The sequence below is a fragment of the Microbacterium shaanxiense genome, assembly GCF_054779995.1.
In genome coordinates this window covers 735605-761460 of sequence record NZ_BAAGXE010000003.1, presented here as the reverse complement: position 1 = coordinate 761460, position 25856 = coordinate 735605, and the positions used below count along the sequence as shown (strand labels likewise).

Genomic DNA, 25856 nt, shown 5'->3' with positions numbered 1-25856 from the left:
GTCAGGAGAGTACGCCGCGGCCGTCGCGCAGCTCGAAGACCAGCTGGGTCTCCGTGCCCCGCACGACCGGGTGCACCGTGATGTGCTCGAGCACGATGTCACGGAGGGCCACGGCATCCTGGACCGCGACGTGCACGAGGAAGTCGTCGACACCCGCGACGTGGAACACCTGCAGCACCTGCGGGGTCGCGACGAGCGCGTCGAACAGCGCGTTCACTTTCTCACCGGTGTGGTTCGCGAGGCGCACTTTGATGATGGCCTCGAGCGGATACCCGAGCGCGGATGCATCGAGTCGGATGCGGGTGTCACGGATGACCCCTCGATCGCGGAGGCTTCGCACCCTGTGCGCGCAGGTCGATTCCGCGAGCCCCAGATGCTGCGCGAGCGCCTTGTTCGTGAGATCGGCGCGGGCGCTGAGCGCGGCGAGGATCTCCAGATCGAGTTCGTCGAGTTGCGCTTTCGCCAATCCCATCACCCTTCTTGCTGTCTCAGTTCGCTGGAAAGTGTGGACTCTGCCGATCCATCGGCGGATACTGTCGAATTCTCCCACCGCGATTGCGATTCGGGCAACGTGGAAGCATGACTGACCAGCATCTGCATCCCGACACGGTGGCCGTGCACAGCGGCAGGGCCGATCTCGCCGAACTCGGCGTGCACGCCCTGCCGATCGACCTGTCGACCACGAATCCGCTGCCGGACATCGAGCGCGGCGGCGACTCGTACGAGGCGATGGCGACCGGCGGTCGTCCGATCGACGGCGGCAGCATGGTCTACGCGAGACTGTGGAACCCGACCGTCGCACGCTTCGAGGACGCGCTCGCCGAGATGGAGCACGCAGAGGCTGCGGTCGCATTCTCGTCGGGGATGGCGGCGATGACCGCAGTGATCCTCGCCCACACTAGTGCGACGGGCACGCGTCACGTCGTCGCGGTGCGACCGCTCTACGGGGGCACCGACCATCTGCTCGGCTCCGGCCTGCTCGGCACCGAGACCTCTTACTGCCATCCGTCCGAAGTGCGATCGGTGCTGCGGGCCGACACCGGGCTCGTCGTCGTGGAGACTCCGGCCAACCCCACTCTCGAGCTCGTGGACATCGCCGAGATCGTCGCGGCGGCGGGAGACGTACCTGTGGTCGTCGACAACACGTTCGCGACGCCGCTGCTGCAGAATCCGCTCGATCACGGTGCCGCGATGTCGCTGCACAGCGCGACCAAGTACCTCGGAGGTCACGGCGATGTGATCGCCGGCGTCGTGGCGTGCAGCGAAGAGACCGCAGAGTCGCTGCGCCGTGTGCGAGCGGTGACCGGGGGACTGGTGCACCCGCTCGGCGCGTATCTGCTGCACCGTGGGCTCACCACGCTTCCGGTCAGGATGCGCCAGCAGCAGGAGAACGCGCAGCAGATCGTGCAGTGGTTGATCGACCGGCCCGAGATCGACGAGGTGTTCTTCCCCGGACTCGACGGCGACCCGCAGGGGATCCTGGAACGTCAGATGCGCGGCCCAGGGGCGATGGTCGCGATGCGGATGAGCGGAGGCTACGCCGCGGCGAGTGCCGTCGCATCTTCGGTGAAGCTGTTCACGCACGCCGTCTCGCTCGGTGGCGTGGACTCGCTCATCCAGCATCCGGCGGCGCTCACGCACCGACCGGTGCCCGCCGATGCCCGGCCCGATGCCGACGTGCTGCGATTGTCGGTCGGGCTGGAGAACGCGGGCGACCTGATCGCCGACCTCGCCCAGGCGTTCGCTCGCGTGAGCGCAGTCGACGCGGCCGGAGCCGCGTCTCAGGGTGGCTGAGGCTGATTGTCTTATCCGGTGCGGAGTCAGTAGCGTCGCAGGCAGAGACGTCCGATCGAACAGGAGGCATCATGCGTGCAGTCGTATTCGAGCAGTGGAAGACCCCGCCCACCCTTGCCGAGGTGGACAAGCCGACGCCAGGACCCGGTGAGGTGCTGCTGAAGGTCGCGGGGGCCGGTGCATGCCACTCGGACGTCGCGGTGTACTCGGACTACGACGAGAGCATGGGGATGACCCAGCTCGAGCCGAGCTACATCCTCGGTCACGAGACCTCGGGCTGGATCGAAGAGCTCGGCGAGGGCGTCACAGGTCTCAACAAGGGGGACGCCTTCCTCGTCTACGGCCCGATCGGCTGTGGCCACTGCGCGCCCTGCTCGCGCGGCCAGGACACCTACTGCGAGAACGTCGCGGACATGTCGTACATGGCATCCGGTCTGGGCCGTGACGGTGGAATGGCAGAGTACATGACAGTCCCGGCACGCAACCTCGTTCCACTCGGCGACGCCGATCCTTATGCGGCGGCGCCGCTGGCGGATGCCGGTCTGACGCCGTACCACGCGATCAAGCTGTCGCTGCCGAAGCTGGCCGGCGGTGGCACGACCGCCCTCGTCATCGGCCTCGGCGGCCTCGGACTCATCGCCGTGCAGATCCTCACGGCGATCACCGGAGCGACCGTCATCGCCACGGACATGAAGCCAGAGGCGATGGCTCGCGCCGAGGAGTTCGGTGCCGTCACCGTTCCCGGCGGCGAAGGTCAGGCAGAGCGCATTCGCGAGCTGACCGGAGGCAAGGGCGTCAATGCCGTCTTCGACTTCGTCGGCATCGCACCGACGATCGCGCTCGCCGCAGCATCCGTCGCCCGTCAGGGTCGGCTCACCGTCGTCGGCATCGCCGGTGGCGAGTACGCGTGGAGCTTCTTCAAGGTGCCGTACGAGGTCGACTTCACCAGCACCTACTGGGGCACGATCGAGGAGCTGCACGAGGTCGCAGCCCTCTATCGCGCAGGACAGATCTCTCCGGATATCGAGTACTACGACATGGATGACGCGCTCGAGGCCTATCGCAAGCTCGAGGCAGGAGAGCTGTCGGGTCGCGCCGTCGTGACGCCGAACGGCCGCGCCTCGTAACTGTTCCTCAGAAACAGCCGGTGCGAACCGGTGGCAGCTCAGTTCTGAGCGGATCTCGGCAACTCTTGAGGAGTGAACGCCGCCGCGCGTCGCCGTGACAGGCGCCGCCCGATCACGCCCTGCCGAGGGCTGAACAGGTACACGAGCGCGAACACGCAGCCCTGCACGACGACCACGAGACCACCGGATGCCGCGTCGATCCAGTAGCTGAGATAGATCCCGACCACGCTGCACAGCGCTGACATCACGGGAGCGATCACCAGCATCCGTCCGAAGCGGTCCGTCAGCAGGTAGGCCGTCGCACCGGGGATGATCAGCATCGCCACGACCAGCACGACGCCGACCACCTGCAGGGCGACGACCGAGGTCAGCGCGAGCACGCCGAGCAGCAGGGCGCCGAGCAGGCGGGGGGACAACCCGATCGCGAACGCATGCGTCGGGTCGAACGCATACAGGGTGAGGTCGCGGCGCTTGACGATCAGTACGCCGAATGCCACTGCGGCGAGGATCCCGATCTGCAGCAGGTCGCCCTCCGAGACGCCGAGGATGTTCCCGAAGATGATGTGGTTGAGATCCGTCTGACTCGGGGTCACCGAGATCAGGACGAGCCCGAGCGCGAACAGGGTCGTGAAGACGATGCCGATCGCGGCGTCCTCCTTGACCCTGCTCGTGCCGCGGATGAGGCCGATCAGTCCTACGGCGAGCAGGCCGAAGACCAGGGCGCCGAGGGCGAACGGCGCTCCGAAGATGTATGCGAGCACGACGCCGGGCAGCACGGCGTGCGAGACCGCGTCACCCATCAGCGACCAGCCCACCAGCACCAGCCAGCACGACAGCACAGCGCACACGACAGCGGCGATGGCCGTCGTGACGAGCGCCCGCACCATGAAGTCGTACTGCAGCGGCTCGAGGATCCAGTCCCAGATCATGGCGCCTCCTCTTCGTCGGCGACGCTGTCCAGGCCGAATGCGCGCGCGAGGTTGCCTGGCTCCAGCGCCTCGGACACCGAACCGTGAAACAGCACCCGCCGCAGCAGCAGTACGGCCTCGTCCGCGAGCGAGGGCAGCGCATGCAGGTCGTGCGTGGAGACGAGCACGGTGCTGCCGGATGCCGCGAGCTCGCGCAGCAGGCGCACGATCGTCGCCTCGCTGCGCTTGTCGACCCCCGCGAACGGCTCATCGAGCAGCAGGATGCCTGCACCCTGGGCGATCCCGCGGGCGACGAACGCGCGTTTGCGCTGACCTCCGGAGAGCTGCCCGATCTGCCGGTCGGCAAGGTCGGTGAGCTCGACGCGCTCCAGCGCCTCGTCAACAGCCAGCTTGTCGGTGGCGCGCGCTCGCCGCAACGGCCCCTGGTGGCCGTAGCGGCCCATCATCACGACATCGCGCACCGAGACCGGGAACGTCCAGTCGACATCCTCGCTCTGCGGCACGTAACCGATCAGCCCACGTCGGCGGGCGGATGCCGGATCCGCTCCCTCCAGTCGCACGCGGCCTGCGGCCGGCCGCACGAGGCCGATGATCGACTTGAACAGCGTCGACTTCCCCGATCCGTTCATGCCGATCAGTCCCGTCACGCGTCCCGCCTCGACGCGGAGCGAGACATCGTCGAGCGCGAGCACGTCGCCGTACCGCACGGTGAGACCGCTGACGTCGATCGTGCTCATGATCCGTTCCCGGTGAGCCCGGCGACGATCACTTCGGCGTCGTGCCGGATCAGTTCGAGATACGTGGGCACCGGCCCGTCGGCATCCGACAGCGAATCGACGTAGAGCGTGCCGCCGAAGGTCGCGCCGGTGGCCTCGACGACCTGCTGCATCGCCTTGTCCGACACGGTCGACTCGCAGAACACCGCAGGCACCTCGTTGTCGTCCACGAACTCGATGGTGGCGGCGATCTGCCGTGGTGTCGCCTGCTGCTCGGCGTTCACGGCCCAGATGTACGCCTCGGCGAGTCCGGCGTCCCGAGCGAGGTACGAGAACGCGCCCTCACAGGTGACGAGTGCCCGCTCGTTCTCGGGCAGCGCGCTCAGCTGTGCGGTGAGCTCGTCCTGCACCTGCTGCAGTTCGGCCTTGTACGCATCGGCGTTCGCGGTGTACTCCTCTGCATGCGCAGGGTCGAAGTCGCTGAAGGCCGAGACCATGTTGTCGACGTAGACCTGCGCGTTCGAGGGGCTCATCCACGCGTGCGGATTGGGCTTGCCTGCGTACGCGTCTTCGGTGATGTCGATCACGTCGATGCCGTCGGAGACGACCGCGTGCGGCACTTCGACCGAGTCGACGAACTGGGCGAACCACACCTCGAGGTTCAGTCCGTTGTCGAGGATCAGGTCGGCGTCCGTCGCTTTGCGCACGTCGCCCGGCGTCGGCTCATAGCCGTGGATCTCCGCGCCCGGCTTCGTGATCGATTCCACGCGCAGATGTTCGCCTGCCACGTTCTGCGCGATGTCGGCGAGCACGGTGAAGGTGGTCAACACGACAGGGCGATCGTCGTCGGTGGCGGCATCCGGGCCTGCGCATCCGGTGAGCGCGACGGCACTCGCGACGACGCCGGCGAGGGCGACAGCCGCCACGACGCGGGAAGTTTTAGGCACACCGAAAACGTACCCTTTAGGTGCGCCGAAAACAACCGTGCGTATCCCTGCATCTGCACGGATGCAGGGATACGCACGGATGCAGGGCGAATCGCCGCGAGTCCGAACTGCAAGTGTTCGATGGACCTGCAAGTGTGCGGGCGGCGGGCGGCGGGCGGCGGGCGGCCGGCGGTGTCGGCCGACCGTCCGTCAGGAGGAGGGGAGTCTGATCGTGCCAGTGCCGGGGTGCTCGTGCGGCATCCGGTCGCGGTTGTATGTGATGGACGAGTGCCCGTGCGGTGTCGGATGTCCGTCCTCATCGAGGCTGATGAAGATGATCTTCTCAATGGTGAGGATGCGCTTGCGCGTGATCATGTTCCGCACCACGGCGCGCATCGTGAGAGAGGTGCGGCCGAAGTGCGTCGCGGTCAGGCCCATCTCGATGAGGTCACCCTGCAGAGCGGATGCCTCGAAGTTGATCTCCGAGATGAGCTTGGTCACCACGCGGTAGTTGCCGAGCTGCACGATCGCGTAGATCGCGGCTTCCTCATCGATCCACTTCAGCAGGCTTCCGCCGAACAGAGACCCATTCGCATTCAGATCTTCTGGCCGAACCCATTTGCGGGTGTGGAAGTTGATGCCGTCGTCGGAGGGGTTCCATCCGGATGCGTGCTGCTGAGCCATGCACTGAGCGTAGAAGGCGGATGATTCGGCGATGTTACGCGGACCGATCCGCCCTGAGCAGAGCCGCCGTGAGCAGATTCTCGACCGGCCGGCCAGCGGGCGGCGCAGGCTGAAGGCATGAGCGAAGAGAACCCCATCCCGCAGTTCGGCCCAGAGGCCAGACGCGCGCTGTTCCACGACCGCATCCTGGTGCTCGACGGCGCCCTCGACGACGACAACGGAACGCTGCTGATGACGCAGCTGCTCACGTTGTCGGCGGAGGACCCGGTCGCCGACATCGCCCTGTGGATCCATTCGCCCGGTGGCTCGGTGCCGTCGATGCTGGCGATCCGCGACATCATGCGCCTCATCCCGAACGATGTGGCCACCCTCGCACTCGGGACCGCTGCCAGCGCGGGGCAGTTCCTGCTCTCCGCCGGAACGAAGGGCAAGCGTCGCGCTCTGCCTCACGCCCGCATCCTGATGCACCAGGGTTCGGCAGGCATCGGCGGATCCGCTGTGGAGATCGAGGTGCAGGCCGACGACCTGCGGCAGATGCGCGACACCGTGCTCGGGCTCATCTCCGATGACACGGGTCAGCCCGCAGAACGCATCTTCGAGGACTCTCTGCACGATCGCTGGTATACGACAGCGCAGGCACGGGAGTACGGCTTCATCGACGCGATCGTCTCGTCGGTCACCGAGGTCATGCCGCGCCGTCGCGTGCGGGTCGGTTTGGGAACGGATGCCGTCGCATCCGCCACGGAAGGAGAGAAGTGATGAGCAGCTACACGATCCCGAACGTCATCGCGCAGCATCCGCGGGGTGAGCGCGTCATGGACGTCTACTCTCACCTGCTCGCGGAGCGGGTCATCTACCTCGGCACCGGAATAGACGCCGGCGTCGCGAACGCGTTGATCGCGCAGCTGCTGCATCTGGATGCCGACAGCCCCGACGCCGGCATCCAGTTCTACATCAACAGCGAGGGCGGCGATCCGGGTGCCGCGTTGGCCATCTACGACACCATGCAGCACATCCGGCCCGGCATCGCGACGACGGTCGTCGGCCAGGCGATCGGACCCGCTGCGCTCCTCGCCGCCGCCGGAGCACCGGAGCAGCGCGCCGCTCTCGAGCATGCGCGCATCGTGCTGCATCAACCGGCCGGGCAGTCCCGCGGGGCGATCCCCGACCTCATCCTCGCTGCGGACGAGGTGGTGCGGGTGAGAAGCGACATGGAGGCGGTCCTCGCCAGACACACCGGCCGCACGGTCGAGGCGCTGCGCGCTGACACCGACCGGGATCGGGTGTTCACGGCATCCGCCGCGCTCGAGTACGGATTGATCGACCGAGTGCTGGGCGAGCGCGGCTAGGGCAGCCGCTGATCACGACGTGCGAGGCGACGTCGAGACCTGACACTCGCGACGAGCAGCAGCACGGCCGGAATCAGCAGCAGCACGAATCCGCTCGGCCCGACCATCCAGATGCAGACGAGGGCCCAGGCGGCGAGCGTGATCGCGAAGTACAGCGGAACCGTGCTCCCGCCTCGGCCGGTGCGCAGGATGAGGAGCGCGAGCAGAACACCTGGCACGACGAAGCCGCCAGGGAGTCCCCAGAACTGCACGGCCGCATCGACCGGCAGCTGAGCTGTTCGGAAGGGGCCGGCCATCCATGCGCCCCACCACGGATGCACGGCGAAAGCCACGGTGTGAAGCACGCAGATGACCAGCAGCACGATCGCGGCCGAGACTGTGAGCCGGTCGGGGCGTGCGGTCACTCCGCCGCGTCGCGACTCGGCGGAGCGATCAGAGCGGGAGCGGGCTGAGGCGGTGCTCGGACGTGTCATACCTCAATCGTGATGAGGCCTCGAGTGCCTGCCATCCTCCCGCGGGGCGAACCGGCTCACCCGGCCGGGTGAGCCGCCGACGATCGACGGCGCTCTGGATCGGTCCGAGTCAGGCGGGTCAATCCAGTCGGGCGCAGCCGGTGTCTGATCGACGTCAGGCGGCGAGGGCGAACGCGCCGCGGGCGCCGGCGGACACGACCGCGGATGCCGGCACCGAGGCCGTACGCAGCTCATCGGCGACGCTGCTGGCGAGTTCGATGAGCGTCGTGTCGAGGGCCCCGGCGACCGCGGCGATCATCTCGCTGGACGGCTCCTTGAGCCCGCGCTCGATCTCGGAGAGGTACTGCGGCGAGACGCCGGCCTTGTCCGCGGTCTCGGTGAGGGTCTCTTCGCGCTCATGCCGGCGGCGACGAAGCTGATCGCCGAGCAGATGGCGCCAGAGCGGCTCCGGGTCGGACTGCGGGCGCGGTCGGCGCGGCGGATGAGGCGTACGGGTGAAGGGGACGATCTCGGCCATGGTTCACGGTAACGCCGCCGTCCGTCGGTGTCACCGCTGTTCTGCTCAGAGCAGAACGCACGCACTTGTCAGCCCGGATCACATCTGTCAGTCGAAACCACCGGATTCCGGCTGACATCCGTGATCTGGGCTGACAAGTGTCCGACGGCGGTCGACCCTCAGTCCACCGCCGGCCCGCGGCGTCAGCCGGCGAGCTGCTCGGCGAGGAACGCGGCCTGCTTCTGCCACTGCACGCCCTGTCCGCCCTCATGCTCGTTGAACGCGTACTCGGTGATCTCGGCGACCCCGCCCCAGTTGTTGCGCGCGGCGAACACCGTCGACGGCGGGCAGACCGGGTCCATCAGTGCGACCGAGAACAGGGCGGGTGCGGTGGCCCTGCGTGCGAGGTTCACACCGTCGAAGTACGACAGCGTCTCGAACACGCGGTCCTCTGCGCCGCGATGGATCGACAGGTACCGCACGATCTCGTTGTACGGGTCGCGTCCGGTCAGGCCCACAGCGCGCTCGAACTGGCAGAGGAACGGCACGTCAGGCATCGCGGCGATGAGGCCGGTGGAAAGGCCGGCGGCGGCGATCGCGATGCCGCCGCCCTGGCTTCCGCCGCACACGGCCACGCGCGCGGCGTCGACGCGGTCCAGGGAGCGGATGGCATCGATGGCGAGCACGGCGTCGGTGTAGACACGGCGGTAGTAGTAGCTGCTCGGGTCGTCGATCCCTCGGGTCATGAACCCGGGTGTCGCGGGGCCCGAGCCATGCGGGTCGGGGGTCACGCCGCCGGTTCCCCATGCGCTGCCCTGGCCGCGGGTGTCCATGAAGAAGTGCGCATAGCCCGATGATGCCCATCCCAAGCGCTCGTGCGGCAGACCGCGACCTCCGCCGTAACCGTTGAACTCCACCACGGCGGGCAGCGGCTCGTCGGTGTCTGCGGGAAGAAGCAGCCAACCCCCGACAGGGTCGCCGTCGTATCCGCTGAAGGTCACGTCGTACACCTCGACCGACTGCAAGGGGGAGTCGATGCGACGCAACTGGATCGGCTGAGCGGCCGCACGCGATTCCTCGAGGGTCTGCTCCCAGAAGTCGTCGAAGTCTGCGGGCTCCGCGACATCGGGGCGATAGGAGCGCAGCTCCTCCAGCGGCAGATCGAAACGCGGCATTGCGGCATCCTTCTTCTCGGGGTCGGCGGCAGTTTATCGGCGTGGAGGGCGGACACGGCAACGGCGCACCCGGACGGTCACCCGCGCCAGGATTCACGGTTCCGTATGACTGGTGAACTCATTAGGCTGAGTAGCGAGTTCGCAGCTCGATCCTCCCCCCATTTCTGCTAGCCGTCACCCTCCCTCTCTGATGCCTTGTGTCGCGAGGGCTGCTCGGTGAGCACCTCCAGAAAGGCATTCCCTGTGAGCAACTCCGCCGAGAACAACGTCGACGAGCACGGGGCCGACTTCTTCGACCAGCTGGCTCAGGGCCAGCCTCGCGAACAGGGCAACTTCACGATCGGCTTCCGTGGGTACGACCGCGGCGAGGTGGATGCGGCGCTCGCCGGCCTGCGGATGCAGGTGCAGCGGGCGGATGCTGAGCTCGCAGAGGCCCGCGCCGGTGTGAGCCGCGACGTCGAGTCTGTGCGCTCGGAGGTCGAGAAGAAACTCTCGGAGAGCGAGGCGCGCATCGCGGAGCTCGAGGCGCAGAACGAGGCTCGCGTCGCCGCGTTGGAGGCGGATCTCGCCGCCGCGCGTGCGCAGGCCGATGACGCCGAGCAGCAGGTCGCGACGCTGACCAACGAACTCGTGGATGCTCCCAAGACAGGCGCGGAGACCGAAGGTTCACGTCTGCAGTTCGAGGCCGTGCTGCGTGTCGCAGAAGAACAGGCATCCGTCCTGATCCAGAACGCCGCGGTGCAGGCCGAGCGCCTGCTCGAGGCTGCGCGAGAAGAGGCGGAGTCGCGCCGGGTCGAGCTCGCCGCGGAGGTCGACCGCATCACCGCGCAGGCGCAGCACGACGCCGACCAGGTGCGTCTGCGGATCGACACCGAGTACACGGCGCACGAAGCGACCATCCAGCGCGAGGCTGCGCACGCCGCCGAGAAGGTCATCCAGGCCGAGCAGGAGGCGGCGACTGTGCGCACCGAGGCCGAGAAGGGCTCGGCGGCACTGCGCTCGATGGTCACCCGCGAGACCAGTCAGCAGCGCGCGGATGCCGAGCGCGAGGTGCGCGAGATGAACGCACGGGTTCTGGAGTTCGAAGAGACCCTGACCCGTCGGCAGGACGACGCGCAGCAGGAGTTCCTGCTGCTGCACAACCAGGCCGTCGCCCACGCAGAGCGGATCACGACCGACGCGAACGAGCAGGTCGCGGCGTCCCTCGAGCACTCCAAGCGCATCTCGGCGAAGGCCGATGATTACGAGCGGCTGATGCGCTCGCAGGCCCAGGCCATCGAGGCCGACGCACAGGTCCGCGCCCGCGAGACGCTGGAGCGCGCACGGGTCAAGGCGCAGAAGATCGTCAGCACGGTCACCGGCCACACCACCGAAGTGCTGCGCGACGCCGAGGACCGCACCCGCCAGCTGCGTTGGCAGCAGCAGCAGTTGAACAGCTTCATGGCCGAGGTGCGCGAGCTCATCCGCCCCGACGGTGTGCTCGGATCGGATGCCACCGACGACGGCGACACGGAAGACGCAGACGATGTCGATGTGCTCGAGGAGGGCGACGAGATCATCGAGCTGGCGCCGGAGGAAGACGACGCAGAGTCCGATGAGGACGATGAGGAGTCCGACGAGGACGACGCCAAGGCCTGACTCGTCCCTCGCGCCCAGCGCGTGAAAGGAGGAAAGTGTCGATTCCCGTCCATCGGGGCCGACACTTTCCTCCTTTCACTGCATGCGGCAGAGCCCGACTCAGGCAGGCACTCTGTCGAGGAAGCCGACCACGGTGCGGATGCGTCCCTCGTCGTCGACGGTGACGACATCGAACCCGATGATGAGCGGCTCTTCGCCGGCAGGGCCGAGTCCCCACTGGAAACGTGTCTGTGAGTGGTGAGCGTCCGGCCCGGAGACGAGGCTGAACACGAAACCGGGGAACTGCTCGTGGACGGCGGCGATGACCGCGCCGATGCTCTCGCGTCCGCTGACCTCTGCCAGCGGGTCGACGTACGTGGCGTCGACGGACCAGTGCCGCTCGAGAAGCTCCTCCGTGGCGGCGGTGGTCGGGGCGTTCCACGTGTCGAGGTATGCGGTGGTGATGTCGTTCATGGTGTGTCTCCTATCGGTGTGGTGATGACCACAGTCGATCGCATGGAGGTCATCTGGTCGATTACCTCTGAGGTAGTCGACCAGGAGCACGAGGTGGCTAGGGTCGGAGGCGTGACAGTGACGATGCAGGACGATGCCCCGGTGGGCGTGCTTCTCAAGAGGTGGCGAGAGCGTCGACGGCTGACGCAGATGCAGCTCGCGCTGGACACCGAGGTGTCGGCGAGGCATCTGAGCTTCGTCGAGACGGGGAGATCGCGACCGACGCCGGCCATGATCGATCGCCTCTCGGAGTCATTGGAGGTGCCCCTGCGTGAGCGGAACGAACTGTTCCTCGCCGCCGGATATGCACCGCAGTACTCGGAGCGCGATCTTCGATCACCCGAACTGCATGCGATCGCCGACGCGTTCCGCGTGCTCCTCGATGCCCACATGCCTCATCCCGCTCTCGTCCTGGATCGCTGGTGGAACGTGGTGGATCGCAATGCCGCCACCGATCTGCTTCTCGCCGGATGCTCCGATGATCTGCTCGAACCGCCCGTGAACGCCGTTCGGCTGTCGCTGCATCCGGACGGGTTGGCGCCGCGCATCCGCAACCTCGGGCAGTGGAGGTCGTTCCTTCTCGGTCAGGTGCGGCATCGATTCGAGCGCACAGCCGACCCGCAACTGGGCGCGCTTCTCGAAGAGGCGACGCGCTACCCCGGCCCGGACGCTGCGGGAGCCGCGCCGCGCGAGGTCGTCGTGCCGCTCCGACTGGGCGTCGGCGACCAGGAACTGTCGTTCTTCAGCATCGCCGCATCCGTCGTGTCCGCGGTCGACGTCACGGTGGATGATCTCCACATCGAGGCGTTCTACCCGGCGGATGCCGCAACGGCGGCGGCGATCACGCAGGCGTAGAGGCGCAGCGGCTCCACTCGCATGCGCCCCAGCGAACAGGCATCCCGATAATGCGCCGCACCGCCAAATAATGCGCATTATGGCCGTGACTACGGCCGCTCGTCGTGAGTACGATCGGGCGCTGTGAGCAAGGCGGGTGCCTTGCCTGAGCGGCGCCGATGAAGGCGCCGAGAGGAGCAGCCCATGGCCATCCGAAGGAGAATCGCCGCGGCAACGGTCTCGCTGACGCTCGTCGTCACTGCGTTCATCACTGGAACGGCGTCGACCGCGGCATCCGCCGCACCGGAGGAAGAGCTTCCGGTCTTCACCACGCAGGGGCCGATCATCGACCGTTTCACCGACGAGACCTGGAATCCGGGGAACGAGTTCATCTTCCCGTCCGTGTTCCACGCGGGGGAGTACCTCGAGAACCCTCTCGGCGAGTGGTACGTCTACTTCGCGCCGCATGACGCCCCCGGCGGCATCAACCTCATGTACGCCGATTCGCTCGACGGGCCGTGGACTCATCACGACGTCAACCCGATCGTGTCGAATGTCTGGGATGGCATCTACGACGTCTCGCATGTGTCCGCACCGGATGCCGTCTGGAACGAGGACACCGGGCAGGTGTTCCTGTACTTCCACGGCGAGAACGACACCGATCGATACGCCACGTCGGCGGACGGCGTGCACTTCGACTACGGCGGCGTGGTGATGACGACCGAGCAGTTCGGCCAGAACGCCACCGAGACCTCGTACAACCGCGTCTTCGCCAACCCGTTCCCGGAGAACGGGTGGGAGTACGCGATGTTCTTCATGGTCAACGACACCTCGAACGTGCGACGCATAGGGCTCGCCTATTCGCACGATCTGATCAACTGGCAGGCGCAGCCCGGATGGGTCGTCGAACCGACGGCGGTCGAGGGGACGAACGTCGCAGGGCCAGAGATCTGGGAATGGAACGGCACGCAGTACGTGCTCTACGGATCGAGTGCGGGCACCATATTCGCCAAGAAGCTCGATGAGAATCTCCGCAGCGTCGGCGACCCGATGCCGTTGTACATCCCGAGCCCGTTCCCGCCGGAGGAGGGCCGCACCTCCTCGCCGCAGATCGTGGAAGAGGACGGCATCACCCACATGATCTTCGAGATCGGCGGACGCAGCGGCACGACGATCGCGCACGCGGTGCTCGACCCAGAAGGCACGAGGGATCCGCTCAACACCCATTCCGAGGACCCGATGTACGAACTGTGCGCTGGCGAGGGCTCGGACGAGTTCGACGGCGAGGCGCTGGGCGCGGCGTGGAGTGTCGTCCGCGACGGCGAGGACCGTCAACGCGTGGAGGACGGTGATCTGGTGATGTCGTCTCCTCCCACATCGATAGGCGGAGCGACCATCCCGCAACTGCCGGTTCCGGATGGGGCGTGGGAGGTCACGACCGAGCTGGACTATGCGCCCGTGGAGAAGTACCAGCAGGCAGGACTCGTGCTGTACCGCGATGACCTGAACAACGCCAAGCTCGTCTGGTCGTACGCACAGCAGGGCCAGCGATTCGACTTCACCTGGAAGAACAACGGCAAGGACCGCTTCGACACCTGGACGTGGGAGGACAGCGTCTTCCCTCCGGCGGACATGGGCGGCACCGTGTGGCTGCGCATGAGCAGCGACGGCGAATGGGTGACCGCGTCGCTGTCCACCGACGGTGAGAAGTTCGTGCGCATCGGTCAGCCCATCGAGTCGGACGTACTCGCCGCCACCGGCATCGGAGTATCGGCCTTCCGCGGTACCGCGGGCGCTCCCGACACCGATGCGCGATTCGACTGGCTGCGGTTCACGCCGAGCGAGGACGAACTGGCAGCGTGCGAGGACGGTTCCGGCCACGGACCGGGGAACGGTCACGGCAACGGGCCAGGGAACGGGCACGGTAATGGCCCGGGGAACGGTCACGGACACGGCCCCGGAAACGGCCCCGGAAACGGTCAAGGGCCCGGAAACGGCCACGGCAACGGTCCCTGGACGTCCCCGTTCTGACGGGATCCGCCGATGGTGAGTTCGGCGGGCGGCGCAGGATACGTCGGATGCCCGCCCGCCGGCACCGGCATCCGGGCATTGCTCGGGCGGGGCGACCTCGTAACCTGGAACCATGTCTCATCTGGTGAGTGTGAATGAACTGGCCGAGCTGGTGCGCGACGATGCCGTGCGTGTGCTCGACGTGCGCTGGCGTCTGAGCGTTCCGGGCGGGCGCGCGCAGCCGGACGGCCGGGAGGAGTATCTCCACGGTCACATCCCTGGGGCGGTGTTCGTCGATCTCGAGACGGAGCTCTCGCGCCATGGTCGGCCGGATGAGGGCCGGCATCCGATTCCGTCGACCGCGCACGTGCAGGATGCCGCCCGCCGATGGGGTCTGAACGACGGTGACGTGGTCGTCGCGTACGACGATGCCGGAGGGTTGCCGGCGGCGCGCGCGTGGTGGCTGCTGCGTCAGGGCGGTGTGGACGTGCGCGTTCTCGACGGCGGCTGGCAGGCCTGGAAGGAAGCCGGCGGCGACATCGAGAGCGGATCCTCCGAGTACGCACCCGGTACGGTGACCCTCGCGGATATCGCCGGGGGCAGCCTCACGATCGACGAGGCCGCTGAGTTCCCGGCATCCGGTGTCCTGCTCGACGTGCGAGCGCCGGAGCGCTTCCGCGGTGAGAGCGAGCCGCTCGATCCGATCGCCGGACACATTCCCGGGGCGGTCAATCTGCCCACAGGCAAGCACGTCGCCGAGGACGGCACCCTGCGCGACCTCGAAACGCTCAGGAAGAACTTCGCGGATGCGGGCATCGCAGAGGGCACGCCGGTCGCCGCCTACTGCGGCTCGGGAATCACAGCGGCGCACACCGCACTGGTGCTCGCCGAAGCGGGCGTCGACGCGAAGATCTTCCACGGCTCGTGGAGCCAGTGGTCGAACACGCCAGGGCGGCCGGTCGCGACCGGAGATTAGCCGAATGGATTCCTATCGCCGACCGGTGATCGAGCCGGTCGTCTTCCGCGATGACGACGGCGTCGTGATCGAGTACGGAAACCGCTGGGGAGGGGAATCGCCACCGGAGGACTCGTACTCAGTGCTCTCCAACGTCGAGCGCTTCCGTCCGCTGCACGCGATTTCTGCGGCTCTGATTGATGCGCTCGTCGCGGATTACGAAGTGACCGTCGAAGACGACGTATCGCTGGCTTCCGACCTGATGCATCCCCGTGACGACGTCGAGCTCGTCGTGCGCGTGACGCCGGCGGATCCGGTCGCGGCACCGCTGACGTTCGTGTTCACCTCGCATCCTTCAGTGGTGATCCACGCCGGCCTCCTGCATGACTTCCTCTATCCGGTCTGCACCTGTGATGCGTGCGATGAGGACTGGGAGCGCATCGCCGACAAGATGGAATGGGATGTGCAGACCGTCGTAGCCGGCGGGTACGAGGAACGGGTCGGACGGAGCGGCGTCGAGTTCCGCCTTGCCGACGAAAGAGGCATGCGTGGCGGATCAGGACGGAGCCAGGACATTCCACGAGCACGGCTGGATGCCGCGGTGCGGACGCTCTCGGACATCGATGTCTGGAAGGCGTGGCCCAGGAGTCGGTGACAGTCGTCCGAGAGACGCGATGCCGCTGGCCAGGCGCGATGGAAGAAGAGTTTCACGGGTTCTGATCGGCGGAGAGCCGTGAAACTCTTCTTCGATCGAAGTGTTCAGCGAAGCGCTAACCCTTCAGGCCGGTGTGCGCCAGGCCCTGCACGAACTGCTTCTGCGCGAACAGGAACACGAGCAGCACCGGCACCACCGTCAGAGTGGTCGCGGCCAGCTGTACGTTCCACATCGGCCCGCCGTAGGCGTCGACGTACTGCGTGAGCGCCTGCGGCAGCGTGAACATGTCCTTGCTCGAGAGGTACACGATCGGCTCGAGGTAGAGGTTCCACGACTTCAGGAACGTGAAGATCGCGACCGCGGCCAGAGCGGGGCGTGACAGCGGGAACGCGATCCGCCAGAAGATCCCCCAGCGGCTGAGACCGTCCATGCGTCCTGCCTCCTCCAGCTCGGAGGGGAGACCGAGGAAGAACTGGCGCATGATGAAGATCGACAGCACAGCCGGTGCACCGAAGATCGGGATCACGATCAGCGGCCAGTGCGTGTCGATCAGACCCATGCCGTTGACGAGCCGGAACAGCGGCACGATCGTCACCTCGCTCGGAACGAGCAGACCGACCAGCACCACCAGGAACAGTGCGTTGGCGCCGGGGAAGCGGATCCGGGCGAACGCATAGCCCGCCATCGCGGCGACCAGCAGCGTCCCGATGGTCACGATCACCGCGATGTAGAGACTGTTCCAGTACTGCTGCGCGAACGGCTGCAGACGGAACACCTCGCCGTAGGCGTCGAAGCTCGGGTTCTCCGGCCACAGCGTCGGCACCTTGCGGAGGATCTCGCTCATCGGCTTGAGGCTCGACGTCGCCATCCACCAGGTCGGGAAGACGAACGGGATGCTGATGATCGCGAGCAGTGCGACCAGTCCGATCGTCACCCACCGACGCTTCGCGCGCGAGCTGCCGGCGCGCGTGCGGCGCCGAGGAACGGTGGATCCGGTCACGACGGTCGTCGTGTCTATCGGCGCGACATCCGCCAGGGGAGCGTCAGTTCTCATTGAAGACCCACCTCTTTCGTGTCTGCCACTGGATGAGGGTGAGCACCAGCACGATCATGAACAGCAGCACGGAGATGCCGCTGGCGTAGCCGAAGTCGTTGAAGCGGAACGCCTGCTGATACAGGTAGTAGACGAGCACCGTGGTGGAGTTTCCTGGACCGCCGCCGGTGAGCACTGCGATCTGCGCGAACACCTCGAGCGATCCGACGATCGTCAGGATCGAGACCAGCAGGATCGTCGGGCTGATCATGGGCAGCGTGACCGAGCGGAAGCGGCGCCACGCTCCGGCGCCGTCGATGCGGGCTGCCTCCATGATCTCCTCCGGCACACCCTGCAGTGCGGCGAGGAACAGGATCATGTTCATGCCCACGTTCTTGAAGACCTGCACGATGATCACGGACACCATGGCCGTGAAGTCGTCGCGCAGCCAGTTCGGTCCGTCGACCCCGATCAGTGACAGGAACCCGTTGATGCCTCCGTCAGCCTGCAGCAGGAAGCTCCAGACGATCGTCCAGGCGACCAGCGACACGACGACGGGCGAGAAGAAGAAGGTGCGGAATGTGGTCGTGCCCGGCAGCTTCTGGTTGAGCAGCACGGCGAGGAACAGCGCGAGTGCGATGTTCAGCACGACCAGGCCGATCGAGAACCACAGGCTCGCGAGCAGCGAATCGTGCAGGCCCTGATCGCTCAGCATCCGCTCGTAGTTGTCGGTTCCGGAGAACACGAATGTGTTCGCCAGAACGTTCCAGTCGTGAAGCGAGAACCAGAACACCGCGATGAGCGGCGCGATGACGAAGGCGAGCGACCCGAGCACAGCCGGCGCGACCATCGTGTAACCGACGATCCAGTCGCCTCGAGTGGCGGCCGCCCGCCGCTTCTGCGCACCCACGGGGCGGGGAGGACGCTGTACGCGCCCTCTCCGCTCCGCGGTCTCGGCCGCGCCGTCGGCGGCGGTGGTGGTCATGCGGTATCAGCCCTCCAGCAGCGGCGAGATGGCGCCGCAGGTGTCTTCGAGGACGGCCTCGACGTCAGCATCCGCGGCCCACAATGCGTCGAGCTCGGCGCGCACGGTGTCCTGCAGCTTCGCGAAGTTGGCGTGCGTCGGTTTCGTCACAGCATCCTGGATGCCGTCGACGACGACAGCCTGCAGCTGCTCTTCGCTGAGCTTGGGGTTGGCTGCCCCCAAGGTCTCGGCGTTGAGCAGGGACTCGCGCGGCGGCGGGAAGTACGTCGCGAGCTTCTCGGCGTTCTCCGGGGCGGTGAAGTAGGCGAGGAAGTCGGCCGCGATCGTCGGATGCTTCGCGTTCGCGAAGACACCGATGCCGGCCTGCCCGATCACGTTCTGCTGTCCCTCGGGGCCTGCGGGTAGCGGAACGATGTCCCAGCCGAACGAGTCGTCGAGTGCGGATGCGCGGCTGATCTGGGTGATCGTCATCGCAGCGTCGCCGGCGAAGAAGTCTGCCGTGACGCCCGGGCCGGGCATCGCGGCATCCGTGAAGATCGCGTCGTGGATCCAGGTCATCGCGTCGACCATCTCGGGATCAGTGAGCGTGCACTGCGTGCCGTCCTCACTCCACGGGGCCGCGCCCCATCCGTTCCACACCGATGCGAGCACCTCCCACGCCTTGTAGTCGAAGTCACGGACCACGAGGCCCTGCTTCCCCGATGCGGTGGACGCCGCAGCCGACATGTCTCGAGCGGCGTCGAAGGTCCAGTCTCCGGATGCGACGAGATCGGCGGGATTCGCCTGTCCCGCTGCCGCGAGCTGATCGGTGTTGACGAACATCGCGAACGGGCTGTTGGAGAACGGATAGGCGAAGAGTCCGTCATCCTGCTGCCAGAGCGCGAGAGAAGAGTCCAGCAGGTCGTCGTACTCGTAGCCTTCGGCCTCCTGCAACGTCGGTGCGAGGTCTACAAGCGCACCGCTCTGCACGAACTCTGGCGCGTAGCTCTCCAGGATCCAGCCGAGATCGGGCGCGTTGCCTCCGGCGAGCTGCGTGGTCAGGGTCGTCGTGTACGCATCGAACGGGATGGGCTCGAACGTCACGTCCGACACCAGCTCGGGGTTCTCGGCGACATACGCATCGGCGATCTCCTGGAACAGCGCGAGCTGCGTCTCATCGGCGGTCCAGACGGTCATGCGCAGTTCGACGGGTTCGTCCGGCGTCTCGGTCTCGGGGGTTCCGCCGCTGCTGCATCCGGCGAGGGTGAGGGCGACGGCTGCGATGCCGGCGCCGACCGCGAGGTGTGCACGTCTACGTGATTGCGGGTGACTCATGTGTCTCTCCATTCTGTGAATCGTGGTGTTCGGGTGGTGTGTCGGATCTCAGTACGCGTGGACGCGTCCCTCCGGCCAGTGCCGCTCGACACCCGTGGCGTCGAGTTCGCCCTGGTACGCCTCGCGCTGCGCGGTGTCGGAGTGCACGGTGTGCGGGGTGGTGCTGTTCGCGAGGCAGAACGCGGCGAGATGCCCGGCGGCCTCGCCGATGTTCCACTCCACGGGGTGCAGTCGATAGCAGCCGTTGGTGATGTGCGTCGTCCCGATGTTCTTGTTCGCCGCGAGAAGGTTGGTCACGCGCTGCGGGATGAGCGCGCCCAGCGGGATCTCGAACGGCGTGGACGCCACGTCGATGTAGGTGTCTCCACCGGTCGAGGGGTGCAGGTCGATCCGGTACATCCCGACGCCGACCGACTCCTCGTAGCGGGTCGCACCCGCATCGCCACGGATCGCGTAGGACACGTCGTTCTCGGTGATCGTCGTGAGAGCGCGGATACGGCGGGACTCGCGGTGGTACGGGGCCTGGGCCAGTCCGTCGGCCGAGCCCATGACGTCGGGGCGGAGCCGTAGTCCGGGGAAGCCGAACCCGCCGTCGGCGCGAGGCGCCTCGGTCTGCATCCAATAGAACATCGACAGGCTCAACTGCCGGGCCGCCTCGTAGTGCGCGAGCTCCTGGTCTCGTGATGCACCGATGACCGGAGCGACGAAGTAGTCGATGCTGGGCCAGTTGACCAGGCAGATGTCGCTCGCGTAGAAGCCGTCCTCGAAGAGGTCGCGGGCCGCGATGCGGCGGAAGTTCCAGAGGTTCTGGTCGCCGGCGTTGCGGGACTGGTCGGCATCGACCGCGAGGACGTCGTCGCCGGGGTTCGGTTCGAAGGCGCGGGTGCCGATCTGCAGGGTGCGCGGATTCGGTGCTTGCCATGAAAGCATCCGCTCGCCCTGCCATGCGGCCGGTGCGTACTCGCGCCAGAAGCCGTAGTTCTCGGGGCGCTCGATCGTGTGATCGCCCTCGACGTGCTCGACGGCGAAGCAGACGCTCAACGCCTGGATGTTGTCGGGCTGCGCCGTCTCCGGAGCGCTCGGCTCCCCGGTCTCGTGGCGGGACTCGAACCCGGTGACGAACTCAGTCCCGGTCAACGGCAGCAGCTCGCCGGTCTCGGTGGCGTCGATCACGTAGGGGGCGCTGACCGTGACGGTGCCCTCGCCCTCGACGGATTCCAGGGTGACTCCGCTCACGCGGTCGCCCTCGACCGTCGCCGCGATGGGGCGGGTGCGCTCGAGCAGGGTGATCCGGCCGGTCGAGCGATGCGGGGCGAGCATCTCCTCGAGCACACCGACGGCGATGCGCGGCTCATGACACAGTTTCGAGACCCAGCCGGCACCCGGGTTGAGGTCAGCGCGCTCGCGGGCGTGTTCGATCAGGGGATAGCGACGGCGGTAGACGTCGCGGATGCCGTCGCGCAATGCGCGATACCGGGCGGTGATCCCGAATTCCTCGACCCACGGATGCTCGTCCGGTGGCACGGCCTGTGAGGTCAGCTGTCCGCCGATCCACGGGAACTCCTCGGTCAGGATCACGCGCGATCCGCGGTCGGCTGCCGCGAGGGCGGCGGCGACGCCTCCCAATCCGGCTCCGACGATGAGGATGTCGGTGGTCAGTTCACGCGTGGTCACGGATGGTTCCTTCGGTGTTGCGGGCGGTGGTGGGGACCGGAGCCAGTGAGGCGCCGTCGATGTCGGGGCAGTCGAGCATCTGGTGGTAGTCGGTTTCGTCCAGGGCAGGGGCGTTCGGCATCCGCCCCTCCGGTGAGCGCGGGGCGGGCGACTCCTGGTCGACGATCCGCGACAGCAGCACGAGGGCTCGGGCGCCCATCTCCTCGCGGGGGACGGCGAATCCGGACCAGCTGCGACCGCCGTGGCGGGGATGATGCGGTTGGCCGAGCAGCAGCATCGACACGTCGTCCGGCATCCGCAACCCACGGGACTCGAGTTCGTCCGCGAGCTCCTCCGGGTAGTTCTCGGGCGCGACGAGGATCGAAGTGAGCCGTCGTTCCGCGATCTCCTCGGCGGCGCCTGCGACGTCATGCACGTCGACGAAGCGCAGCGGAAGCCCCCGTGCGCGCATGGCCTGCCGGTACCCCTCGACGCGATCGAGCGTCGGCTGATCACTCGACTGGGGTCCGGCGTACCCGATGCGGGTGTGCCCCTTCTCTATGAGTCGCTCCACCTGGCGAGACGTCGCGGTGAGATAGTCGGCGCCGACGTACGGGAGCAACCGGCCTTCGCTGACGCGTTTGCCGATGAACACGAACGGATACTTCGTGTCGAGCAGATGCTGCAGTTCGCCGCGATCCTCGTGCTGGCCGAGCAGGAGGCAGCCGTCGGCGATGCCGAGGCGCTGCCAGCCGTCACGGGCGAGCTGGCGTCGCCCGTCGACGACGCGCGCTGAGGTGAAGAGCAGCATGTCGACGCCGAGCTGTTCGGCAGCATGCTCTATGCCGATGAGGAAGGCGCCGTAGAAGTCGCGGCCGCCGCGCGGGAAGGTCGCCTCATACGTGAAGACGCCGAGGATCTGGTTGCGACCGCCCGCGAGCCGCTGGGCCACCGGGTTCGCGGAGTAGCCAGTGATCCGGATGGCGTCGAGCACGCGCTTGCGTGTCTCGTCGGAGATACGGACGCCGGCAGGGGCGTTCCCGTTCAGCACGAAGCTCACGGTCGACTGGCTGACGCCGGCCATCGCGGCGACATCGGCTTGCGTGAAGCGGTGACGCGGCATCGATCCTCCTCGATCTGCGGGCTTTCCTGCCGACGGTGCGGGTCTGACGGCTGGCAGGTGACGAGACAGAAGTCTGCGCCGTGAAGCGCACGGGGTCAATCTGATAATGCGCATTATTAGCGAGTGGATGCGCGGCGGGGACGTCGGCTCCTGCGTCTGCAAATCCGTATTATGCGGATACCGCATGTCGTGGCGCTGTCACGCCACCGAGTCCCGTGATCCCGCGGTGACCCGGCGTACGCGGGTGCCGTGCGCCCACGCGTAGACTGGATGCACCACCCCGGAAGACCGAGGAATCGTCATGTCTGCCCCAGCTCGCACCTTCACCGTGCGCAACATCCAACTGCTGCGCGCTCTCTTCGCGGCGGCGTCGGCGCTCATGATCACGTTCTCCTCCGACCACTCGGCGGCCGTCGGGTTCGCGGTGTTCGGCGGGTTCGTCGCCGCGAGCGGATTCATCCTCCTGCTCGGCGCATGGCTCGCGGTGCCCGCCGGGTCGCGCTGGCCTCTCATCCTGCTGGGCGTCATCGACGTGCTCACCGCGATCGTGAGCGGAGTTCCCACCTGGCGCACCGACGCGGTGTTCTTCGTCGTCGTCATCATCTGGGCCGCAGCGACCGGTCTCGTGGAGCTCATCGCAGGCCTGCGCGCGCGGCGAACGGATCCGACCGCGAAGGACTCGATCACGGTCGGCGCCCTCGGACTGCTCCTCGCGGTCGTCCTGCTCATCATCCCCGCCGGATACTCGCTGCAGTACTCGGTCGACGGCGCTGGGGCATTGACGCTCACCGGCATCATCCTGGCCGTCGGTATGGTCGGCGGCTACACCGCCATCGTCGCGGTGTTCCTCGCGATCGCCGGCTTCTCACCGAATCGCCCTGGCACGACGAGCGACGAGACGAAGGATGCCGACACCGACGGCGCCACGAGCGCCGCGGTCGAGACTGGAGGATCCGCGTGAGCGAGAAGAAGCCCAATCGTCGAGAGCTGCTGCGCCCGCTGCACCTGCTCGGGATCGCGCTCGTGTGCGGAATCTTCGCGGCCGTGGTCACGCTGGTCTCGACCGGAGCCTTCACGTCCCGCGTCAACGTCGCGATCGCGAACGGCTCCTACGAGGGCCTCACACCCGTCACGCTCGGCCTGGTGATCGGCGGCGGCGCGTTCATCGTGACGCTTCTGATCATGTCCATGCTGATCCTCGCCGTCGACCCGCGCGAGTACCAGGACCAGACGCTCGACCGTCCGGTTCTCTACGACGAAGAGCCGGGCGACGACGACGCTGCCGGCAGCGGAGAATCGGGTCCGTCCACCTCTGAGCGCTGACGCCGTCCGCGAGTGCGCGTAGTGCGCAGTTTTCGCGTGCGCTACACATCTCAGCAGGCGGTACATCGATCGATGCCGCGGATGCCGAGATGTGTAGCGCGTGCAGGGACAAGCCCCGCGCGGGCTACTTCGCGAGGCGCTCGGCGATGCCGGTGTACGTCGCGGGTGTGAGTGCGAGCAGACGCTGCTTCGCGGCATCCCCGATCTCGAGACCCTCGACGAAGGATGCCAGTTCCGCTGCCCCGACGCGGTGACCACGGGTCAGTTCCTTGAGCAGTGCATAGGGATCGCTGATCGTCGAGCGGCCGGCGACGACCTCGGCGCGGATGACTGTCTGGATGGCCTCGGCGAGGACCTCCCAGTTCACGTCGAGGTCGGCGAGGAGCACGTCGCGGGCCAGCGAGATCTCGTTCAGGCCGCGGCGCAGGTTGTCGAGGGCGAGCAGCGAGTGGCCGAACGCGACGCCGATGTTGCGCTGCGTCGTCGAGTCGGTGAGGTCGCGCTGCATCCGCGAGGTGACCAGGGTCTGCGACAGCGAACCCAACAGGGCGGCGGAGAGCTCGAGGTTCGCCTCGGCGTTCTCGAAACGGATCGGGTTGATCTTGTGCGGCATCGTCGAGGAACCTGTGGCGCCGGCGACCGGGATCTGCGTGAAGTAGCCGATCGAGATGTAGGTCCAGATGTCGGTCGCGAGGTTGTGCAGGATGCCGCCGGCGTGACGCATGCGGTCGTAGAGCTCGACTTGCCAGTCGTGCGACTCGATCTGCGTCGTCAGCACGTTGAAGCCGAGACCCAGGCCCTCGACGTACTCGCGGGCGATCGTCGGCCAGTCGGCATCGGGATCTGCGGCGAGGTGCGCCGACCACGTGCCGGTCGCACCGGAGAACTTCGCGAGGAAGTCGGAGCCGGCGAGTTGGGCGCGCACGCGCTCGAGGCGCCACGCGAAGACTGCGAGCTCTTTGCCCATGGTCGACGGCGTCGCGGGCTGACCGTGCGTGCGGGAGAGCATCGCGGCATCCGCGTGCTCGACGGACAGCTCGCGGAGCCCCGCGATCAGGCCGTCGAAGGCCGGCAGCCACACATCCTCTACGGCGCGCTTGACGGTGAGCGCGTATGAGACGGAGTTGATGTCCTCGCTCGTGCAGGCGAAGTGGGTGAGCTCGGCGATCGAGTCGAGGCCCAGCGCGTGAAGGCGGTCGCGCACGAGGTACTCGACGGCCTTCACATCGTGGCGCGTGACCGCTTCCTTCTCGGCGAGCCAGTCGATCTCGTTCTGGCCGAAGTCGCGGTAGAGGCCGCGCAGGCGCTCCTTGTCGGCATCGGTCAGTGGCGCGGTGCCGAACAGCGAACGGTCGGTCAGTGCGACCAGCCACTCCACCTCAGCCTCGACGCGGGCACGGTTCAGGCCCGCCTCGGAGAGGTAGTCGCCGAGAGCGGCGACGGCCGGGCGGTAGCGCCCGTCGAGGGGGCTCAGCGGCTGGACGGGGAAGGAGTTCGGGGAAGTCAGGGGAGTCCTCCTGATCGGGCCCCTCAGTTCTGGGGCAACGTGCGCGGCATCATGCGGCTGGAGCGCAGGGCGGGTTCGAGCTGGCGGAACAGGCCCCTGGTCGCGGTCTCAATCATAGCCAGCACCGAGTCGAACATCGGTGCCTCCGCGTAGTACGGATCGGGTACGTCGAGGTTCTCGGCATCGCGGTCGAACGACAGCAGCAGCGTCACCTTGCCCTCCTGGTCCTCATCGCGCGCCCACTCGCGCAGGATGCGCTCGTGCGTGCGATCCAGGGCGACGACGAGGTCGTTTTCGGCGAAGGATGCCGCGGTGAACGGTTTCGCGCGATGGCGCGACCCGTCGTACCCCCGTCGTTCGAGGGCCTCGATCGTCCTGGCATCGGCGCGCTCGCCCACATGCCACTCGCCGGTGCTGGCGCTGCTCGAGACGATCCGAGCCCCGAGTCCCTGTCGCTCGGCGAGATCACGGAACACCACCTCTGCCATGGGAGAGCGGCAGATGTTGCCCGTGCACACGAAGATCACGCGGAAGGGCTCGGGCGATGTCACGCGTCCCATTCTGCCCGTCGGTGCCATTCCTGCACAGCCGCACTCGCTCTCTTTCTGCACCATCACCTCGCGGAGCGGGCTCTGCACGGTTCGCGCTCCTGCTCGGGGCGCCGG

Annotated in this window: 27 protein-coding genes; 11 read left to right on the top strand and 16 right to left on the bottom strand. The window is 67.2% G+C overall.

Features of this window, described 5'->3' with window-relative positions; all coding sequences use genetic code 11:
- Position 1 precedes the first annotated feature (1 nt).
- Positions 2-472 carry an Lrp/AsnC family transcriptional regulator gene (locus ACYVG2_RS13285; protein WP_460781424.1) on the bottom strand — a complete coding sequence of 157 codons (471 nt, stop codon included), beginning with the start codon at positions 470-472 and terminating at the stop codon, positions 2-4.
- Between the two features lie 107 nt (positions 473-579).
- Here ACYVG2_RS13285 and ACYVG2_RS13280 point away from each other — a divergent pair, with 107 nt between their 5' ends.
- Positions 580-1794, top strand: a complete 1215-nt coding sequence (locus tag ACYVG2_RS13280; RefSeq protein ID WP_460781423.1) for a trans-sulfuration enzyme family protein — start codon at positions 580-582, stop codon at positions 1792-1794.
- A gap of 71 nt (positions 1795-1865) precedes the next feature.
- Complete coding sequence (locus ACYVG2_RS13275; RefSeq protein ID WP_460781422.1) at positions 1866-2921, top strand: NAD(P)-dependent alcohol dehydrogenase; 1056 nt, start codon at positions 1866-1868, stop codon at positions 2919-2921.
- 38 nt (positions 2922-2959) lie between these two features.
- On the opposite strand, the gene ACYVG2_RS13270 is transcribed toward ACYVG2_RS13275, so the two are convergent.
- From ACYVG2_RS13270 to ACYVG2_RS13255, 4 genes are all read right to left on the bottom strand, one after another.
- Positions 2960-3850 (bottom strand): metal ABC transporter permease, encoded by an 891-nt coding sequence (locus ACYVG2_RS13270; protein WP_460781421.1) that lies wholly within the window; start codon positions 3848-3850, stop codon positions 2960-2962.
- Complete coding sequence (locus tag ACYVG2_RS13265) at positions 3847-4587, bottom strand: metal ABC transporter ATP-binding protein (RefSeq protein ID WP_460781420.1); 741 nt, start codon at positions 4585-4587, stop codon at positions 3847-3849. Before ACYVG2_RS13265 ends, ACYVG2_RS13270 begins: the two co-directional genes overlap by 4 nt.
- Positions 4584-5513 (bottom strand): metal ABC transporter substrate-binding protein, encoded by a 930-nt coding sequence (locus tag ACYVG2_RS13260; RefSeq protein ID WP_460781418.1) that lies wholly within the window; start codon positions 5511-5513, stop codon positions 4584-4586. Before ACYVG2_RS13260 ends, ACYVG2_RS13265 begins: the two co-directional genes overlap by 4 nt.
- A gap of 189 nt (positions 5514-5702) precedes the next feature.
- Complete coding sequence (locus ACYVG2_RS13255; RefSeq protein ID WP_460781417.1) at positions 5703-6176, bottom strand: acyl-CoA thioesterase; 474 nt, start codon at positions 6174-6176, stop codon at positions 5703-5705.
- A 117-nt stretch (positions 6177-6293) separates the two neighbouring features.
- Here ACYVG2_RS13255 and ACYVG2_RS13250 point away from each other — a divergent pair, with 117 nt between their 5' ends.
- Together ACYVG2_RS13250 and ACYVG2_RS13245 are read left to right on the top strand one after the other, a co-directional pair.
- Positions 6294-6935 (top strand): ClpP family protease, encoded by a 642-nt coding sequence (locus tag ACYVG2_RS13250; RefSeq protein ID WP_460781416.1) that lies wholly within the window; start codon positions 6294-6296, stop codon positions 6933-6935.
- The gene (locus ACYVG2_RS13245; protein WP_460781415.1) at positions 6935-7525 is read left to right on the top strand and encodes a ClpP family protease; all 591 of its coding nucleotides are present in this window, start codon (positions 6935-6937) and stop codon (positions 7523-7525) included. The genes ACYVG2_RS13250 and ACYVG2_RS13245 overlap by 1 nt, the downstream gene beginning before the upstream one ends.
- Here the strand turns inward: ACYVG2_RS13245 and ACYVG2_RS13240 are convergent.
- The 3 genes from ACYVG2_RS13240 to ACYVG2_RS13230 all read right to left on the bottom strand — a co-directional run bounded on the left by ACYVG2_RS13240 (position 7522) and on the right by ACYVG2_RS13230 (position 9669).
- Entirely contained in the window at positions 7522-7998 is a 477-nt protein-coding gene (locus ACYVG2_RS13240) for a hypothetical protein (RefSeq protein ID WP_460781414.1), read from the bottom strand. The two genes, ACYVG2_RS13245 and ACYVG2_RS13240, sit on opposite strands and share 4 nt — an antisense overlap.
- A 154-nt stretch (positions 7999-8152) precedes the next feature.
- Positions 8153-8515 (bottom strand): helix-turn-helix domain-containing protein, encoded by a 363-nt coding sequence (locus ACYVG2_RS13235; protein ID WP_460781413.1) that lies wholly within the window; start codon positions 8513-8515, stop codon positions 8153-8155.
- A gap of 182 nt (positions 8516-8697) precedes the next feature.
- Positions 8698-9669: an acetylxylan esterase gene (locus tag ACYVG2_RS13230; protein ID WP_460781412.1), complete on the bottom strand. Its 972-nt coding sequence runs from the start codon at positions 9667-9669 to the stop codon at positions 8698-8700.
- 243 nt (positions 9670-9912) lie between these two features.
- On the opposite strand from ACYVG2_RS13230, the gene ACYVG2_RS13225 reads away from it, so the two are divergent.
- Positions 9913-11307 carry a cell division initiation protein gene (locus tag ACYVG2_RS13225; RefSeq protein ID WP_460781411.1) on the top strand — a complete coding sequence of 465 codons (1395 nt, stop codon included), beginning with the start codon at positions 9913-9915 and terminating at the stop codon, positions 11305-11307.
- A 99-nt stretch (positions 11308-11406) separates the two neighbouring features.
- Here the strand turns inward: ACYVG2_RS13225 and ACYVG2_RS13220 are convergent, their stop codons facing one another.
- Entirely contained in the window at positions 11407-11760 is a 354-nt protein-coding gene (locus tag ACYVG2_RS13220; protein ID WP_460781410.1) for a nuclear transport factor 2 family protein, read from the bottom strand.
- Between the two features lie 111 nt (positions 11761-11871).
- Between ACYVG2_RS13220 and ACYVG2_RS13215 the strand changes: the two genes are divergently transcribed.
- From ACYVG2_RS13215 to ACYVG2_RS13200, 4 genes are all read left to right on the top strand, one after another.
- Positions 11872-12654 (top strand): helix-turn-helix domain-containing protein, encoded by a 783-nt coding sequence (locus tag ACYVG2_RS13215; RefSeq protein WP_460781409.1) that lies wholly within the window; start codon positions 11872-11874, stop codon positions 12652-12654.
- 183 nt (positions 12655-12837) lie between these two features.
- Positions 12838-14664 carry a beta-xylosidase family glycoside hydrolase gene (locus tag ACYVG2_RS13210; RefSeq protein WP_460781408.1) on the top strand — a complete coding sequence of 609 codons (1827 nt, stop codon included), beginning with the start codon at positions 12838-12840 and terminating at the stop codon, positions 14662-14664.
- 112 nt (positions 14665-14776) lie between these two features.
- Positions 14777-15619, top strand: a complete 843-nt coding sequence (locus ACYVG2_RS13205; RefSeq protein WP_460781407.1) for a sulfurtransferase — start codon at positions 14777-14779, stop codon at positions 15617-15619.
- Positions 15620-15623: 4 nt separating this feature from the next.
- Complete coding sequence (locus ACYVG2_RS13200; protein WP_460781405.1) at positions 15624-16253, top strand: DUF6226 family protein; 630 nt, start codon at positions 15624-15626, stop codon at positions 16251-16253.
- A gap of 115 nt (positions 16254-16368) precedes the next feature.
- Here ACYVG2_RS13200 and ACYVG2_RS13195 read toward each other — a convergent pair whose 3' ends face one another.
- From ACYVG2_RS13195 to ACYVG2_RS13175, 5 genes are read right to left on the bottom strand one after another with little or no spacing between them, the layout of a single operon-like run.
- The gene (locus ACYVG2_RS13195) at positions 16369-17307 is read right to left on the bottom strand and encodes a carbohydrate ABC transporter permease (RefSeq protein WP_460781404.1); all 939 of its coding nucleotides are present in this window, start codon (positions 17305-17307) and stop codon (positions 16369-16371) included.
- Positions 17297-18271 carry a carbohydrate ABC transporter permease gene (locus ACYVG2_RS13190; protein ID WP_460781403.1) on the bottom strand — a complete coding sequence of 325 codons (975 nt, stop codon included), beginning with the start codon at positions 18269-18271 and terminating at the stop codon, positions 17297-17299. Before ACYVG2_RS13190 ends, ACYVG2_RS13195 begins: the two co-directional genes overlap by 11 nt.
- Positions 18272-18277: 6 nt before the next feature.
- Positions 18278-19585 carry an ABC transporter substrate-binding protein gene (locus tag ACYVG2_RS13185; RefSeq protein ID WP_460781402.1) on the bottom strand — a complete coding sequence of 436 codons (1308 nt, stop codon included), beginning with the start codon at positions 19583-19585 and terminating at the stop codon, positions 18278-18280.
- 48 nt (positions 19586-19633) lie between these two features.
- The gene (locus ACYVG2_RS13180) at positions 19634-21259 is read right to left on the bottom strand and encodes an FAD-dependent oxidoreductase (RefSeq protein WP_460781401.1); all 1626 of its coding nucleotides are present in this window, start codon (positions 21257-21259) and stop codon (positions 19634-19636) included.
- Positions 21246-22361, bottom strand: coding sequence for a LacI family DNA-binding transcriptional regulator (locus ACYVG2_RS13175; protein WP_460781400.1), 1116 nt, complete (start codon positions 22359-22361; stop codon positions 21246-21248). The genes ACYVG2_RS13180 and ACYVG2_RS13175 overlap by 14 nt, the downstream gene beginning before the upstream one ends.
- A gap of 301 nt (positions 22362-22662) precedes the next feature.
- Between ACYVG2_RS13175 and ACYVG2_RS13170 the strand changes: the two genes are divergently transcribed.
- Positions 22663-23322 carry an acyl-CoA synthetase gene (locus ACYVG2_RS13170; protein WP_460781399.1) on the top strand — a complete coding sequence of 220 codons (660 nt, stop codon included), beginning with the start codon at positions 22663-22665 and terminating at the stop codon, positions 23320-23322.
- Positions 23319-23684, top strand: a complete 366-nt coding sequence (locus tag ACYVG2_RS13165) for a hypothetical protein (protein ID WP_448964825.1) — start codon at positions 23319-23321, stop codon at positions 23682-23684. Before ACYVG2_RS13170 ends, ACYVG2_RS13165 begins: the two co-directional genes overlap by 4 nt.
- A 124-nt stretch (positions 23685-23808) precedes the next feature.
- Here the strand turns inward: ACYVG2_RS13165 and purB are convergent, their stop codons facing one another.
- Complete coding sequence (purB, locus tag ACYVG2_RS13160) at positions 23809-25191, bottom strand: adenylosuccinate lyase (RefSeq protein ID WP_460781474.1); 1383 nt, start codon at positions 25189-25191, stop codon at positions 23809-23811.
- Positions 25192-25214: 23 nt separating this feature from the next.
- Positions 25215-25679: a low molecular weight protein-tyrosine-phosphatase gene (locus ACYVG2_RS13155; protein WP_460781473.1), complete on the bottom strand. Its 465-nt coding sequence runs from the start codon at positions 25677-25679 to the stop codon at positions 25215-25217.
- Positions 25680-25856 lie beyond the last annotated feature (177 nt).